Annotated in this window: 14 protein-coding genes and 1 pseudogene; 7 read left to right on the top strand and 8 right to left on the bottom strand. The window is 52.7% G+C overall.

The window, feature by feature from the left end; genetic code table 11:
- Nucleotides 1–3: 3 nt before the first annotated feature.
- Complete coding sequence (locus G9Q73_RS04875; RefSeq protein WP_177418795.1) at nt 4–2,496, bottom strand: sensor histidine kinase; 2,493 nt, start codon at nt 2,494–2,496, stop codon at nt 4–6.
- A 17-nt stretch (nt 2,497–2,513) separates the two neighbouring features.
- Entirely contained in the window at nt 2,514–3,440 is a 927-nt protein-coding gene (locus G9Q73_RS04870; RefSeq protein ID WP_177418794.1) for a response regulator, read from the bottom strand.
- Between the two features lie 463 nt (nt 3,441–3,903).
- Between G9Q73_RS04870 and G9Q73_RS04865 the strand changes: the two genes are divergently transcribed.
- Nucleotides 3,904–4,377, top strand: coding sequence for a LabA-like NYN domain-containing protein (locus G9Q73_RS04865; RefSeq protein ID WP_177418793.1), 474 nt, complete (start codon nt 3,904–3,906; stop codon nt 4,375–4,377).
- A gap of 19 nt (nt 4,378–4,396) precedes the next feature.
- On the opposite strand, the gene G9Q73_RS04860 is transcribed toward G9Q73_RS04865, so the two are convergent.
- Nucleotides 4,397–4,909, bottom strand: a complete 513-nt coding sequence (locus G9Q73_RS04860; RefSeq protein ID WP_177418792.1) for a GlcG/HbpS family heme-binding protein — start codon at nt 4,907–4,909, stop codon at nt 4,397–4,399.
- 104 nt (nt 4,910–5,013) lie between these two features.
- On the opposite strand from G9Q73_RS04860, the gene G9Q73_RS04855 reads away from it, so the two are divergent.
- The 5 genes from G9Q73_RS04855 to G9Q73_RS04835 all read left to right on the top strand — a co-directional run bounded on the left by G9Q73_RS04855 (nt 5,014) and on the right by G9Q73_RS04835 (nt 8,884).
- A complete protein-coding gene (locus G9Q73_RS04855) occupies nt 5,014–5,790 on the top strand; it encodes a hypothetical protein (protein WP_177418791.1) in 777 nt (258 codons plus the stop codon).
- A 66-nt stretch (nt 5,791–5,856) separates the two neighbouring features.
- The gene (locus tag G9Q73_RS04850; protein WP_177418790.1) at nt 5,857–6,522 is read left to right on the top strand and encodes a septation protein A; all 666 of its coding nucleotides are present in this window, start codon (nt 5,857–5,859) and stop codon (nt 6,520–6,522) included.
- Between the two features lie 3 nt (nt 6,523–6,525).
- Entirely contained in the window at nt 6,526–6,828 is a 303-nt protein-coding gene (locus G9Q73_RS04845) for a YciI family protein (protein WP_177418789.1), read from the top strand.
- Nucleotides 6,829–6,900: 72 nt separating this feature from the next.
- A complete protein-coding gene (locus G9Q73_RS04840) occupies nt 6,901–7,827 on the top strand; it encodes a peptidylprolyl isomerase (protein ID WP_177418788.1) in 927 nt (308 codons plus the stop codon).
- Between the two features lie 400 nt (nt 7,828–8,227).
- Complete coding sequence (locus tag G9Q73_RS04835; protein WP_177418787.1) at nt 8,228–8,884, top strand: hypothetical protein; 657 nt, start codon at nt 8,228–8,230, stop codon at nt 8,882–8,884.
- Nucleotides 8,885–9,042: 158 nt separating this feature from the next.
- Here the strand turns inward: G9Q73_RS04835 and G9Q73_RS04830 are convergent, their stop codons facing one another.
- Complete coding sequence (locus G9Q73_RS04830; RefSeq protein WP_177418786.1) at nt 9,043–9,336, bottom strand: segregation and condensation protein A; 294 nt, start codon at nt 9,334–9,336, stop codon at nt 9,043–9,045.
- A gap of 150 nt (nt 9,337–9,486) precedes the next feature.
- A pseudogene (ligA, locus tag G9Q73_RS04825) lies at nt 9,487–10,764 on the bottom strand (NAD-dependent DNA ligase LigA); the annotation flags it as partial.
- 7 nt (nt 10,765–10,771) lie between these two features.
- On the opposite strand from ligA, the gene G9Q73_RS04820 reads away from it, so the two are divergent.
- The gene (locus G9Q73_RS04820) at nt 10,772–11,521 is read left to right on the top strand and encodes a multiheme c-type cytochrome (RefSeq protein ID WP_246345021.1); all 750 of its coding nucleotides are present in this window, start codon (nt 10,772–10,774) and stop codon (nt 11,519–11,521) included.
- 146 nt (nt 11,522–11,667) lie between these two features.
- On the opposite strand, the gene G9Q73_RS04815 is transcribed toward G9Q73_RS04820, so the two are convergent.
- From G9Q73_RS04815 to fusA, 3 genes are all read right to left on the bottom strand, one after another.
- Nucleotides 11,668–12,018 (bottom strand): hypothetical protein, encoded by a 351-nt coding sequence (locus G9Q73_RS04815; protein ID WP_177418784.1) that lies wholly within the window; start codon nt 12,016–12,018, stop codon nt 11,668–11,670.
- Nucleotides 12,019–12,182: 164 nt separating this feature from the next.
- Complete coding sequence (locus tag G9Q73_RS04810; protein ID WP_177418783.1) at nt 12,183–12,752, bottom strand: tetratricopeptide repeat protein; 570 nt, start codon at nt 12,750–12,752, stop codon at nt 12,183–12,185.
- A gap of 203 nt (nt 12,753–12,955) precedes the next feature.
- Nucleotides 12,956–15,004: an elongation factor G gene (gene fusA, locus G9Q73_RS04805; protein WP_177418782.1), complete on the bottom strand. Its 2,049-nt coding sequence runs from the start codon at nt 15,002–15,004 to the stop codon at nt 12,956–12,958.
- Between the last annotated feature and the right edge of the window lie 13 nt (nt 15,005–15,017).

Here is a 15,017-nt window from a genome sequence, read left to right as displayed (position 1 = left end):
CAACTATGGATGACCGGACCGGCCATGCTCTTGCACAACCGGTAGTTCAAAGATGAATTCCGCTCCTCCCTGCGGATGGTTTTGCGCCCAGATCCTACCGCCATGGGCCTCTATGATCTCTTTACTGATCGCCAACCCCAGACCTGTCCCTCCACCTTCACTGCGTGTCTTACTGCTCTGAATAAACTTGTCGAATACCGTCTCCAGCTCATCCTCTGGAATACCAATGCCTTCATCACGCAGACTCAATCGTAGTGAGAGGCACTGGGTTTGATCCTCTTTACGGCGTCCGCAGAGGAGCGTGCCGTTACTGAAGGCGATGGTGATACGCCGACCGGACGGCGTGAATTTAATCGCATTACCCAACAGATTGCCGATGACCTGGCCAATGCGTTGCGAATCGAAACGGCCTCTGGTTTCACAGGTTGGCGGGACAATCTCCAGCGTCAGCGCCCGTTCCTCCAATCTGGCCATCTGCTCGGTTGCACGCTGGTTGACAATTTCCTGAAGATCAGAGGCTGTGTACTCCATCGACATCCGGTCAGACTCCAGCTTTGCCAGATCCAGCAAGCCGTTGAGTAGAAGCAACAGCCGGCCACCACTCTCATTGATGTAGGTGAAGTAGGCCCCAAGTTTTTCCAGAGTCGCCTGGTTCAGACGCTGCATACCCATGCTGGAAAAGCTGAGAATGGCGTGCATCGGCGTACGCAGCTCATGAGACATATTGGCCAGAAAGCGGGACTTCGCCAAGTTGGCTTCCTCGGCCTTAGCGGCGGCCTTGGCCAGTTCTCTCGTACGTTCATTCACTGTCTGCTCCAGATGCAGGCTGTGTTGTTGCAGTTTCTCTTCGATACGCAAGCGGTTGAGTGCTCCGGCGAGGATATCCGCCGCAGCGCTGAGATAGTCAACATCCATCGGATCATATTCTGTCCCGGCATCGAGATAGAGGCTGATCACGCCCTGCGTCCGTCCCTCACTGATCACAGGAATGACATAGTGACCGTGGGATCCCATCCCAGGGAATTGGATCTCATGTCTGGGATCGTCACTGCAGAGGGAGTGAATGGGTTTGCCCAGCAACGCCGCACGACCGCACAGACAGTGGCCGAAGGGTACGCTGGCACAGTGGCTGATAAAATATTTCGCCAGGTTATGCTCTACCGCGAGGGCCAGTTGATCACCTGCTTCGTTGGTCAGGAAGATGGCGCCCTGATCGCGGTTCTTCATCAGTGGCTGGTTCAGCAGTTCTACAAGAAATCGCTGCAATAACTCCTGCTGCTGATGACTCTCCAGAGATATCTCCAGCAACCTGGAGAGACTGGTTCGGCGCTGCATCTCTTGCCTGAGCGCCTTGTGCGATCTTTTCTGCTCAGTGATATCACGCCAGACCGATTGATTGAACTGCCTGCCATCGATCTCGATCAGCTGGCAGATTACCTCCACATTTCGTATCCGGCCATCCTTTGTGCGGTGTTGGGTTTCGAAAACGTCATGACCCTCTTGTTTGATCTTCTGTAGATGTTGTTGCACCTCTTTTGGGGATTCGATGATATCGATATCCGTGATCTTCAATCTTTCGAACTCCTGCCGGGTATAACCGAGATTTTCATGGACAAAACGATTGAACTGAACAAATCCACCATCCTCCAAATCAATCGTTGCTATGGCGTTTGGCGCCAGTTCGAAAAGGGTGCGGTAGCGAATCTCGGACTCCTGAAGACGATGCTCTTGAGCCTTGCGTTCCGAGATGTCATGTGCCGATCCGATCAGACCGGTGGGTACTCCTTCATCGTCCCGTAACAGGGTGACAGTCATCCAGGTTGGAAAGACCTCGCCATTTTGCCTGACATGCCCCACTTCCCCGCTGTACCCCCCCTGGGCAGCGACCTCCTGATTGAAGGGCTCTACATCCCGTTCCATCTGCTCAGGTGTATGGAAGAGGCTAATGTGTCTGCCGGGAAGCTCGTCTGCCGAATATCCGTGCATCCTTGCCCAGGCTTCGTTGGTAGTGCGGACAATCCCGTCCACTCCAGCTATGGCAATACCATCGGGCGACTGCCTGAAGGCGGCCTCCAGGAGTTGATGTTGCTGTTGGGCAGCTTTCTCTTCGGTTAGATCACGCCAGGTGACATGGAGGAGAGTTTCGTCACCGACATGGAGTGTGGTGAGTGTTACTTCACAGGGGAACTCCTCACCGTCGACACGCCGATGCCACCATTCGAAGCGGTGAAAGTGCGATTCCAGCGCCGTGATGATCATTTTCGTCGCCTTTTCGCTGGAGAGGCGGCCGTCAGGTTGTCGTTCCGGCGAGAGGTCAGCCGGGTGTGAGTTCAGTACTTCCGACTTGTCTGCAGCATGCAGCATCCTGACTGCCGCTGGATTACAGTCGATAAATGTCTCACCTTGCAGCAGCAGGATCGCGTCTTCCGAGCGATTGAATGCCTCCTGGTGGATATGCTTGTTATCAAGTTGCAGTCTGCTCTCAGGGGCTGTCATCACTGAGTCACCAGCATTCATTCTTCACTCTGGGCGGATGCTGGATCGCTAATGACAGCGAGCACCCGGTTGCCTTTGCCCAGGTACTTCAGCCGACTGAAGCTAATAAGCCGCGCCAGCGCGATCCCCCGGCCATGGTTATCGCTCCCCCTCTCCACTGATATCTCCAGATAGGGGGTCCAATCAAAACCCTCACCCTGGTCTGTGATATGAACATGGATCTCTCCATCGCGGCGCTCGAATGTTACCTCCACCTGTTTGTTTCGCATCTCTGGCAGCCCGAGGCGTCTGTTGACCTCCTTCTCCCAGTTGCCCGTTTCGTTGAGCCGTCCCTTCTCTTCATGGCCGATCCCGAGGTTTCCGTGTTCCACCGCATTTATCATCAATTCATTGAGCCCGGTGATAACGGTTTCAGGGTCTGGGCAGGCCTGCGCCAATAAGTTAGAGAGATCACGTGCTTCGTTCAGCGAGCGGAATTGAAAACGGCACGATTGCAACAGACCGAGAGTAAATCTGTTGCTGTCCAATGCTCTCCTGATGTTCAGGTAGCGCAGCTGGTCGTTAACCGCCGTTCGTACAATTGAGACCAGCACCTCTTCCCTGAACGGTTTGGTGAGGTAATAGTATGCGCCGGCCTTGATGCCCTCCTCGATATCCTCTTTGGAAGCACGGGCGGTTTGCATAATGACCGGGATCTCTTTCAGGAGCGGATGGTGGTTGATGCGTGAGAGAACATCCATACCATCCATGCGAGGCATCATGCGGTCGAGCAGGATTGCGGCATATCGATGCGGCGCCTGCTCCAGCATCTCCCAAGCGGCTGCGCCATCCTCCGCCGTCTCCCACCGGTATCCGGCATCAGCGGATTCCAGATAATCACAGATGATCGTCAGATTGAGGGGCTCGTCATCGACCACGAGGATAATTTTCTGATCTTGGTTCATTTTTTCCTTCTTTTAGGAGTCTGTCGGACTTAGGATTAATCTACTGCGCTGATGGGAGAGCGGGCCAAATACCCCCGGTTTTTCGTTACGTAGGCTCACTATGCGCCTCAAAATCGTAGAAATTTGTCCTCGCTCTCCCACCATGCTCGCTACGATCACCTAAATCCGACAGGCTCCCAGCCGGAACATCGCCAATGCGCCGGTTTCTTGACGGCTTGTATGTCTTCGGTTAACGCCGTTACCAACGCCGATGAGAAGGCCCTGACAGAGCGCTGTCTCAGTACGTGGGCAGCCAACAAAATGTAGTACCTCACCTATATGCGGCAAATGGATGAAAATCTTTAGCCGGTATCCCGGGTTCCGCAATGAAGGTTGGGAAGAACAGCGGGACTTCACACCCCCCGCCTGTTGGTATAGGGTCATCTTTGTTCGAGGATATTTATCTCACCAACAGGTCCCTGCCGTGAAAAAAATCGCTATTTTCGTCGATGTGCAAAACATCTACTACACCACGCGACAGGCCTACGGCCGCCAATTTAATTATCGGAATCTTTGGCAGCGAGTAAACGCCGGGGGAGAGATTGTTTCCGCAGTCGCTTATGCCATTCATCGAGGTGACGACAAACAACTGAAATTTCAAAATGCACTCAGGAAAATCGGCTTCACAGTAAAGCTCAAACCCTATATTCAGCGGAGTGACGGCTCTGCCAAAGGTGATTGGGACGTTGGTATCACCATTGATGTGATGGAGTCAGCAAGAGACGTTGACACCGTGGTACTGCTGTCTGGTGATGGAGACTTTGATCTACTGCTGAAAAAGATCGATGAGGATTATGGCGTTACTACTGAAGTCTATGGCGTAGCGCCGCTCACAGCCAACTCGCTCATTGATGCCACGAGTATCTATCACCCCATTGACGAAGACCTATTACTCTAACCATTCTGCCGTTGTTTCATCACTCAGCAAACTCAAGCCGTTCTTCAACCGACTCAAGCCCCTTGATTGCGCAGGCCTCATCTTTTTCCCCGCCTGGCGCTCCGCTGACCCCCACTGCGCCAAGTCTGCTTCCCGCTGCATTGATTGGGACGCCTCCCACCATCATCAATATTCCACGAACATGGTTCATTTCCTGCCGGATATCCTGCCGTTTCTCCCTGAATTCCCCGGATTTAAGCCCGGATATCACCACGGCATTCGCCTTCTCCTCGGCGATCTGCAGGGTAAACCTGGAGGCGAGGTCATCCCGTAAAGCAGCACGGATATCCCCGTTGCGATCGACCACAACCGCGCTGACCTGATATCCCCTGGCACGGCAGGCCAAAACTGCTGCATCTGCAATATCACGCGCCAACTCCATGCCGATGATCCTGATGCTGATGGTGTCATCCGCCACCCCCTGGGTTGAGAGAGAGAGTAAAATGAGTAGAAAACAACCAACCAATGAGAGGTTTTTGTACTGTTTCAACATATCTGCGCCCCTGTTTGGCATCGATTTCGAGACCATCCTACAGGTCTCACCAGGATGCCAGAAGGGCAGAAGACGAAGCCACCACTGCCTGTTACAATCCGGGCATGCAACTACCGCTTGTGGATATCAACTCAATTGCCGACAGTTTCCATGACCTCGCCAATGACGTGGCCGAGGCTTACGAAGATGTCGGCCAGCCATCCTCTGGAGATATCCAGCCACCGGATCTCATCATGCAGGCTATGCACAAGCTTTTTGACCTGCTCAGAGCACTCGACAACTGCCGTATCGATTGCGCCCCAATCTCCGAGCAACGCAGGGAAGATCAGTCGACGACGGCAAATCATGACATACATGAACTTGGAGACTACGGCATCAATCTGCTGATCGATATCTCCATCTGCGCCAAAAACCTGAAAATGGAGAGACACAGTCGTGAACTGGAAAATCTCACCTTCCCCCTCGCTATCTGGATAGCCCGCCAATGCGGTGAATTGAGCACCCTGGAACCCGTGGTGAATGCACTGGCGATTCTGGCCAACTCGGTCGGGGAACCTTTACACCTTGAACAACTCTATCTTCTCACCGGGGAGATTCAGGATGCGGTGTCACCGCTATTGCAGAGCGACCGGGACAGGAGCAACCCCAACCGCCCCTGGCGTGTGCTCCTGCTCAACCGTGCGATTATCGCCACTCGCAGTCACCGCAGCGAACTGATGGAAGAGGCATACGGAAATCTCGTGGAAAAACTGCCAGAGGATGCGGCCGGTTTTTTCAGGCAGGGAATGGAGCAGATGGAGGCGCTAAACTACCCGGATAATGTGCGTGATATTGTATTGCGTTACTTTCACAAATGGAGCGCCCAGCGCACGTTACACTAGTACATTATCAATGTAATAATTACCGTAATTATCACGTAGATAAAGCACTAAGGACTCGATACTGGAATGAAGTTTCTAGCCGATTTTTTCCCGGTCATACTTTTCTTTGTCGCATACAAACTGTATGGGATCTACGCAGCCACCGCTGTGGCTATTGCTGCGTCTTTCGTCCAGGTGGGATATGGCTGGCTGCGCCACCGCCATGTTGAGAAGATGCATCTCATCACATTGGGGATCCTGGTTATCTTCGGGGGCCTGACCCTCATTCTGCAGGATCGCACCTTTATAATGTGGAAGCCCTCGGTCATCAACTGGCTTTTCGGTGGAGTATTTCTCGCCAGTCTGTTTGTTGGGAAAAAACCCCTGCTGGAACGAATGATGGGGGGCAGCATTAATGTCCCGTCACTCATCTGGCGAAAGCTGAATACCACCTGGGGGCTCTTCTTCATCCTGCTTGGTTTTCTCAACCTCTACGTGGCCAACGACTTTTTTATTGCCGAACAGGCCCTGATCCTTCAAACAGGCATTACAGAGATCGATTTCGACCAGTGCAGCACCCTGTTTCAGTCAAATGAGTTGGAAATGTGCCTTAATGCAAAGTCTCTTGAAGAGAGTTGGGTAAATTTCAAACTTTTCGGCATGATGGGCCTGACAATGGTCTTCATTATTCTGCAGGCGTTCTACCTGGCGCGTCATATGCGGGATACTGAGGAAACGCCTGAGGAGAATTGAAGCATGTTTTACGCCATCATCGCAGAAGATCATGAAGGGAGCCTTGAGCAACGGCTGAAGACTCGCCCGGATCATCTGCAGCGACTGAAAAAACTGCAACAGGAGGGACGGTTGTTGCTGGCAGGCCCACACCCAGCCATCGATTCAGAAGATCCGGGAGCGGCAGGTTTCAGTGGCAGCCTTGTGGTGGCGGAATTCCCCAGCCTGGAAGACGCCCGCGAGTGGGCCAATAGCGACCCCTATGTAACGGCCGGCGTCTATAACCGAGTGACGGTGAAACCTTTCAAGAAGGTTCTGCCGGGTTAAATGAAGATCCTCGCCGCTCCTACGAACGCCAACTAGAATTCAAACCAAATTTTATCCATCAAAGGTCCAACAATGAAGAAACAACTTCTCGTAACTACACTCTGCAGCGTAGCACTCCTTATTGGCTGCAGCCAAAAAGCCGACAGCAGCGACAATCAGAAAACTGCCGCACCGGCCAGTGAAGAGAAACGCTCTGCGATCCTGCCGCCGACCCATCCCCGTAACGACACGGTGCTGACTCCGGACGTGCTGCTCACCGTGAACGGACAGCCGGTCACCAAACCCATGTACGGCATCTACTTCCAGGATCGTGCCGGCCGCATCCCCGGTGCCGACAAATCCCAGGAGATGCAGATGACGGTGCTCAACGAACTGGCCAATGTGCTGATCGTCGCCCAGGATGCGGAAGCGAAAAAAATTGATAAACGTCCTGAAGTCGCTGCCACACTGGCGCTGCTACGCGCCAAACTGCTGACCCAGACCGCAATTCAGGAGCACGTCAAAGCCAACCTGCCCAGTGATGCGGATCTACAGCAGCTATACGATGAAAAATACGCGGGGAAGTCCTCGGTTGAGTACAAAGCACGGCACATCCTTGTCAAAGAGGAGGCGCAGGCCAAGTCACTCATTACCGAACTGGAACAGGATGCTGATTTTGCTGAATTGGCCAAAACTCACTCTACCGGACCTACGGGTAAAAACGGTGGAGACCTGGGTTGGTTTGATGGAGATCAGATGGTTAAACCCTTCTCCGATACCGTCAAGACGATGGAGACCGGCAGTTATACCAAAGTACCCGTGAAGACCCAGTTCGGATGGCATGTCATTCTGCTGGAAGAGACAAGAGAACAGCCCGCCCTTGCTCTTGAGTCGGTCCGCAAGGCGTTGATGACCGAACTGCAGCAAAAGGTACTCAGCGAGTACATTCAGGGTCTGCGGGCAAAAAGCAAACTCGAATTCAATGAGCAGGCCGGCCTGAAAAAGAGAGAGGAAGGCTGATTGTAACTATTCAGCACAATATGGCGTAGGTCGGATTAGGCGCGCAGTGGCACAAATCTGCTATTTGTCTCAACATTTACGCGCGACGTAATCCGACAAAACTGCGTCGGGTTACGATGCGCGGCAAGCCAAGCCACGAAATTCATGCTTGGCATAGTGCGCATCTAACCCGACCTACAGAAAAACTTGATATTATTCTTGAAATAATCGAGAATCAGGAAACTATTTCTTCTTTTTTACGCCCTCCTATATAATCTATTTTTCTTTATTTTACAAAGCATTAGCAATTGTTAATTCTTTGCAAAAATATGTTAATTCCTATTTATTCCCATAACAGACTGAATTAAAATCCTCCTGCGGCCTAAAACTATTAATTAATAATATTCACGGGGAAGTAAACATGAATAATATTCGTAAACTGCTTGGCGCAGGGATTCTCGGCGCTGGCATGGTGGTTTCTTCCGGCGCATTTGCCGGCACCATGATGATCGATACTTTTGATGTCAAGAATGACGCTGGCTGGCCTGCTATTCAGTTCGCTGCACCTGGAAGCATCTCCCTGACCGACACAGGCGCTGCCCTTGGTGGCGATCGAAACACCACTATCAACATGATTGCAACAGGCGGCAGCCCGGACATGCTCTACGCCGATGTCATCATCGCTGACAGCAAATTCTCCTACAACGCCTTCGATGGTGATGTGGGAAATGCCATCTTCACCTATGATCTGAGCAGTGTTACCGGCATCATTGATGCGCTGAACATCGATGTACTCTCCACCGACCACGGCCTTGATATCTCCTATGACATCGATGGCTCTGGAGGCAGCTTGGCGGCAAACGCCGCTGGCTCATTCAGCTTCGCCATGGTGGGTTTTGATCTGGCAACCGCCAATCTGTTGACTGTGACCTTCGATGCACCTGCTGCACTCGACTTCTCTATCGACAACATCTCTTTCACCACCCCTGCTGTTGCTGCACCCGCTCCTGCTCCGCTGGCGCTGATGAGTCTCGGTCTGGTGGCATTGGCTACCGTTAAGCGTCGCAAAAGCGCTTAATCCAGCCAAACAGGCAGATCCCTATCCCTGATCTGCCGGTATAAAAAAACCCGGGCGGTCTATGACCTCCGGGTTTTTTTATGCTTTCAATGTAGGCCGGTTCAAGCGCAGCGGAACCGGCGACAAGATCCAGCCCGATCCGCTACGCTTGATCGGGCCTACGAGTCGTCCTTGCTATTCATTCTGCCGATACCCGTCATGGGCACTACTGTGGACTGCTGCGGCTCATCCGTATAATAGGGACGCTCCTGAACCGTGCGCCCGGCCGCATCTGCCAACTCCTTTTCCCGCGCTGTAATCAATGCCAAACAGTGACGGATGTCCTGAATGGTGTTCTCCGTCAGGGGGTGCTGCAGACTCCGGTGTTCCGGAGTGGTATCTCGGATGATGGAGGTCAGTACTTTTCGCATGACCATCATGACATCCCGCTCTTTGGATGACGCTTCGCTCATAATTCTTATCTCTTAGATAACTGATCTCATATTTTTTAAGCTTACCGGAATCAAAACCCCGATTACCACCAGTGAATCAAGAAAGCGGCGCCTATCTTCGTAGGAGCCGCGCCCTCGCGGCGAGGCGCCGCTCCTACCTAAGCTGTGTCGTCATTCACTTTGTGCCAGCAATTCGTCCAATTCTGTTTCATCCAGAATCTGGATACCAAGTTTTTCCGCCTTGGCCAGTTTTGATCCCGCCTCTGCACCTGCCACCAGATAATCCGTCTTTTTCGAGACACTGCCGGTCACCTTGGCGCCCAACGCCTGTAACTCAGTTTTGATCTCGTCTCGGGGACGGCTGAGTGAGCCGGTCAGAACTATCGTCTTCCCCTCAAGGGGTTGGGTATGGGTGGGTTCCGATACTCCCTCCTCCCATTTGATGCCCGCCGCACGCAGCCGGTCGATCACCTCCCGGTTGTGCCGCTGTTGGAAAAACACGACGATGTGACTGGCCACGATCGGTCCCACATCGGGGGTCTCCTGCAGCATCTCCTCATCAGCTGCCTCGATGGCGTCCAGACTACCGAAATGGCGGGCAAGCCCCTGAGCCGTTGCTTCACCCACCTCACGGATACCGAGAGAATAGAGGAACCGGGCCAGGGTCGTCCGGCGGCTCTTGGCCAGTGCTTCGAGCAGATTCCGGGCGGATTTCTCCGCCATGCGTTCCAGGCCACTTGCCTGTTCCAGCGTCAGCCCGAAGAGATCGGCAGGGTCATGAACCAGTTCCCTCTCAACCAGTTGCTCCACCAGTTTGTCCCCCAGTCCTTCGATGTCCATCGCCTTACGGGAGGCAAAATGTTTCAACGCCTCTTTGCGCTGCGCAGGACAATAGAGCCCACCACTGCAGCGAGCCACCGCCTCGCCCTCCGGCTTGACCACGTCCGATCCGCAGACCGGGCAGTTTGCAGGCAGCGCCACCTTACGGGTTACTGCCGGACGCCGCTCAACGAGAACACTCGCGACCTCGGGAATTACATCCCCTGCCCGGCGCACGAACACGGTATCGCCCACCCGCACATCCTTGCGTTCGACCTCATCCATGTTATGCAGCGTGGCATTGCTGACCGTCACGCCGCCGACAAAAACCGGCTGCAGACGAGCCACCGGGGTAATTGCACCGGTGCGCCCCACCTGAAACTCGATCGCTTCGACCTCCGTCAGCACCTCCTGGGCAGGAAATTTATAGGCAATGGCCCAGCGCGGCGCACGGGAAACAAAACCGAGAGTTTTCTGCCGGGAGAGGCGATCCACCTTATAGACCACACCGTCAATATCGTATTCAAGACCGTCCCGACGTACGGCGATCTTTTCATAGTAGTCGATACAGCCCTGAGCACCCTGCACTACCTGCAATTCCGGCGACACCGGCAACCCCCACTGTCGCAATCGTAGGATGCTGTCGCTACACGGCATCGCTTATCGCGCCAACCGTGAGAAGATGAATCTGGATAACTCCAAGTGGATTCCAGGCGAAGACTACTATGCAGCTCCAACCTGCGCCACCTGTCACATGAGTGAGACCCGTAAGCAGGGCGTCACCCATAACGTAGGTGACCGTATCAGCTGGAACAACCGTCCTCCTGTCTCCAAGAAGCAGGGCTGGATAGAAGGCACCGCCAGTTGGGAAGATCGTCGCGACAAGATGAAGGATGTCTGTACCTCCTGTCATGAAGAGGGTTGGACCGAAAACTTCTACATCCAGTATGACGGAATGGTCGAGCTCTATAACCGCAAGTATGGTAAGCCTGGGTTGAAACTGATGAAGGCTGCCAAGCCTTTGATCAAGGGACCCAAGTTCTCCAACAAGATCGATTTTATCTGGTTCGAACTGTGGCATCATGAGGGTCGTCGTGCACGTATGGCGGCTTCCATGATGGGGCCGGATATCACTCACTGGGAAGGGACTTACGATCTGGGTAAGAACTACACTAAGCTGGTTCCTGAGCTGAAAGAGCTGGTCGAACACGGCATGCATGGTAGCGATGCTGATGTGAAGGCAGCAAAGAACCTTCAAAGGGTTCTGTCTGAGGTGCTGAATCACGATTCACACAAGTGGTTCCTCGGCAAGATGAGCAAAGCGGATGCTGCAAAGCGTAAGGCCCGTCAGTCAGACTTCAAGAACCGTTACAAAATAAAGCACTAAGTAACGTTCGACGAACGGCTGTCTATTAAGACGTGAAACCCTCCACCCCTTGCGGGGTGGAGGGTTTTTTATTGCTCAATCGTGCAGATGGGTTTGGTGCATTTCAGTGTGTAGGCATGATCAAGCGTAGCGGATCAGGCGATTTTCTAATTCGGAACCTCCCACCCCAGTACCTTGTCCTCGTCGAACCAGACATAACTGTGGAGTTTGGAGGTTGGATGGTAGTACCAAGTGGTAAAAATCTGTTCCTCGACCCGACCAGGCTTACCTAACAGTTTCCGGGTGTCGTCGCTGCCCATCTCTTTCTTGATCCGTTGCCAGAGAATGAGATCTTTCCAACGGTCTTTTGAGCCTGTCTCCTCCATGAGTTGTTCAAGTGCAGTAACCCGGTTTTCCAAATTAGAGATGCGCTGCTTCAGTACCCTCTCATCCGCCAGCACTGGGTTGCAGATCAATACAGAGGCAACGGCTACAATCAGTGTTTTCAATGACTTCATGGGGTGGTCTCTTCACTTATGTGAAAATTCATCATGGTAGTAACCCTTGGGGTTTTTAATCAGGAAGATCGGCGTGGGTTTTGAACCCTGCTGAATGCAGGGTTCAGAGAGAGGTATATAGTCTTTTCTGTGCGTATCGGCGGTGCCTTGTTAATGCTTTGCACTTACAGGGGGGGGGCGGCCTCTTCAGTCAACTGTCCATGATTTGCCCCCATCACACTCTCTCTCTTATGTGCATCTTCCATATTCATCTTTTCCATTTTTTTCTGAATAGCTACCTTGTATTCCATCGCAAGTTTCTGTTTGGGGTCCAGCGCCAATGCCTGGTCCAGCATTGCCACCGCGTATTCGAGGGCGCCTGAATGCTCATAGAGGAAGGCCAGGGAAATAAACAGTTTTGGATCCTCTGGGGAGAGGGTGATCGCATCCTGCATGGTGCGGATCCCATTACTGTAGTCTTGCTTTAACAGATAGACTCCCATCAGTTTACGATGAGCTTCCAGTGATTGAGGATCGTTTGCTATGACTTGTTTCAGGATTGCTGCAGATTGATCCAGCAACTCGGCCTTTTCAGAGGAGTTCATTTCCAATGGAAGTGCCTGGGAATAGAGCTTCATCGCTTCCGCAATTTCTGCATTGTTTTTAGGGTTTTCAGCGGAGGCAGCCGCCGTTTGAGAAAGTGTCAGGGTTAGTGCAAATAGTGTGTGCGCAATGATCCCGTAGATCGTTTTCATTACTTTCCTCCTATGCGAGCCTCTTTATAATGGGCTTTGGTTGAATCTGAGAGCAGAGTCTATACTAAATTGCTGAGTGGTGTTCGACCAGGAATGCAAATGTACTGACCAATCCACGAGTTCAGAACCATGACAGCGGACAGAGACACGGCCCTGAACCTGATGCTCAGGGCCGTTTTTATTGTCACAGAAGATCGTATTGATCAATGATCAGAGTTGGATTTACTTTCCTGCTTCAACTGCTGCTGGATATTTTCGGGTACCGCCTCATAGTGGCTGAACTCAATGCTATAGTTACCCTCCCCGCCAGTGATCGCCTGCAGTTCGGTACCGTAGCTCTGTAGTTCCGCGAGAGGTACCTCGCCCTTAATGATGATTTGATTATTTCTGCCGCTGTCGGTGCCGCTGATATGCCCCCTTTTTCCGGACAGATCGCCGGACAGATCACCCATGAATGCGCCAGACGTGGTGATCGAGATATTAACAATAGGCTCCAGAATGACGGGTGTGGCCTGTTCAACCGCAGCGATAAAAGCCTTCTTTCCCGCAGTGGCAAAGGCGATCTCTTTGGAATCCACGGCGTGGTATTTTCCATCATAAAGGGTCACCCGGATATCCTGCATGGGAAAACCTGCGATGGCGCCTTCACTGATTGCCTGCTGCACCCCTTTTTCAATTGCAGGAATGAACTGTCCTGGGATGGCACCGCCAACCACTTTGTTGACGAACTCATACCCACTGTCTCGCTCCATGGGTTCGATACGCAGAAATACCTCACCGAACTGTCCGGCGCCACCTGTCTGTTTTTTGTGCTGATGCTGACCTTCTGCGGGACGGGTGATGGTTTCCCGGTAGGCAATGCTGGGCAGATGGGTTTCAACGTCCACATGGTATTGATTGTGTAGTCTTTGCAGCAATACCTTCAAATGCAGATCACCGAGGCCCCGCATGATGGTTTCGTTGAGGGATGTGTTGTGCTCGACATGAAAGCATGGATCCTCATCCTCCAGTTTGTGCAGGGCGTCACTCAACTTCTGTTCATCCCCGCGCTTGGAGGTGCTGATCGCCAAGCCAAACAGTGGCAGGGGACATTCAATTGATCGGAGGTGGAAATGGTCCTCGTCGTGCGAGTCATGTATGACTGCATCGAAATGGATATCGTCGATCCTGGCCACAGCACAGATATCGCCGGGAATGGCTCTTTCCATCTCACTCTGCTCTTTGCCCTGCAGACGCAGCAGATGGTTTGCCTTAAAGGGTTTTCTGGCGTTGCCGATGAATAGCTGGCTGTTGGGTCGCAGGGTGCCCTGATGAACCCTGAATATTCCCAGCTTTCCACGATAGGGATCGTTGATGATTTTGAAGACGTGGGCCAGTGCATGCTTTCCCTGGTCGGTTGAGACCTCGATCGGGGCCATGTCTGCACCTTCACCCTTCATGAATTCTGGTGGATTGCCTTCGGTTGGGTCGGGCATCAGTCTTGCGAAGAACTCCAGCAGTGCATCAATCCCGGCTCCATTTTGTGCTGAGACAAAACAGACCGGGATCAGGTGGTCTTCGCGCAGTGCTTTTTCGAAGGGGTCGTGCAACTGCTCAGGCGCCAACTCTTCGCCCTGTTCGAGATAGAGTTCCATCAGCGCCTCGTCGACCTCAACGACCTGGTCGATGATGCGGCTGTGGGCATCAGCAACAGACGAGAAGTCCGTCGTTTCCCCGCCCGGCTGATAGAAGCAGTCGATCACCTTGGAACCATTCTCGGCCGGCAGATTGATAGGCAGGCAGTTGTCGCCAAATGTCTCTTTGAAGCTCTCCATCAAGGCTTCATAATCGATATCATCCTGATCAATTTTATTGACGATAATGATACGGCAGAGATTGCGTCTTTTAGCGGCTTCCATCATGCGCAGGCTGACTGATTCGATACCGCTGCTGCCGTTGATCACGATAGCGGCAGTCTCCACTGCAGGCAGGATGCTGATGCTGCGCCCGAGAAAATCGGTATATCCTGGGGTGTCAATAATATTGACCTGTCTGCCTGCACTGCTTAAATGAGTGATAGCAATGTCAAGAGAGTGCTGAAATGATTGCTCCTGTTCATCATAGTCACAGACGGTGTTCCCGTGCTCGACACTGCCGGCGCTGCTGATGGCACCGGATTTCAGCAGGAGTGATTCGATAAGTGTTGTTTTTCCGGATCCTGCATGCCCGACAAAAGCGATATTGCGGATGTCTTGGGTGGCGTAGTTGGCCATGGTACCTCCTGTC

This window comes from endosymbiont of Lamellibrachia barhami (assembly GCF_011947365.2).
Classification (GTDB): Bacteria; Pseudomonadota; Gammaproteobacteria; order Chromatiales; family Chromatiaceae; genus QGON01.
This window is presented reverse-complemented; position numbering and strand designations above follow the sequence as displayed.

What these genes read in the sequence shown, in the direction of transcription:
- G9Q73_RS04850 (WP_177418790.1), top strand. Translation starts at nt 5,857, where the DNA reads ATGAAGTTTCTAGCCGATTTTTTCCCGGTCATACTTTTCTTTGTCGCA.
- G9Q73_RS04820 (WP_246345021.1), top strand. Translation starts at nt 10,772, where the DNA reads ATGCTGTCGCTACACGGCATCGCTTATCGCGCCAACCGTGAGAAGATG.
- G9Q73_RS04840 (WP_177418788.1), top strand. Translation starts at nt 6,901, where the DNA reads ATGAAGAAACAACTTCTCGTAACTACACTCTGCAGCGTAGCACTCCTT.
- fusA (WP_177418782.1), bottom strand. Translation starts at nt 15,004, where the DNA reads ATGGCCAACTACGCCACCCAAGACATCCGCAATATCGCTTTTGTCGGG.
- G9Q73_RS04815 (WP_177418784.1), bottom strand. Translation starts at nt 12,018, where the DNA reads ATGAAGTCATTGAAAACACTGATTGTAGCCGTTGCCTCTGTATTGATC.
- G9Q73_RS04860 (WP_177418792.1), bottom strand. Translation starts at nt 4,909, where the DNA reads ATGTTGAAACAGTACAAAAACCTCTCATTGGTTGGTTGTTTTCTACTC.
- G9Q73_RS04810 (WP_177418783.1), bottom strand. Translation starts at nt 12,752, where the DNA reads ATGAAAACGATCTACGGGATCATTGCGCACACACTATTTGCACTAACC.
- G9Q73_RS04830 (WP_177418786.1), bottom strand. Translation starts at nt 9,336, where the DNA reads ATGAGCGAAGCGTCATCCAAAGAGCGGGATGTCATGATGGTCATGCGA.
- G9Q73_RS04870 (WP_177418794.1), bottom strand. Translation starts at nt 3,440, where the DNA reads ATGAACCAAGATCAGAAAATTATCCTCGTGGTCGATGACGAGCCCCTC.
- G9Q73_RS04835 (WP_177418787.1), top strand. Translation starts at nt 8,228, where the DNA reads ATGAATAATATTCGTAAACTGCTTGGCGCAGGGATTCTCGGCGCTGGC.
- G9Q73_RS04875 (WP_177418795.1), bottom strand. Translation starts at nt 2,496, where the DNA reads ATGACAGCCCCTGAGAGCAGACTGCAACTTGATAACAAGCATATCCAC.
- G9Q73_RS04855 (WP_177418791.1), top strand. Translation starts at nt 5,014, where the DNA reads ATGCAACTACCGCTTGTGGATATCAACTCAATTGCCGACAGTTTCCAT.
- G9Q73_RS04845 (WP_177418789.1), top strand. Translation starts at nt 6,526, where the DNA reads ATGTTTTACGCCATCATCGCAGAAGATCATGAAGGGAGCCTTGAGCAA.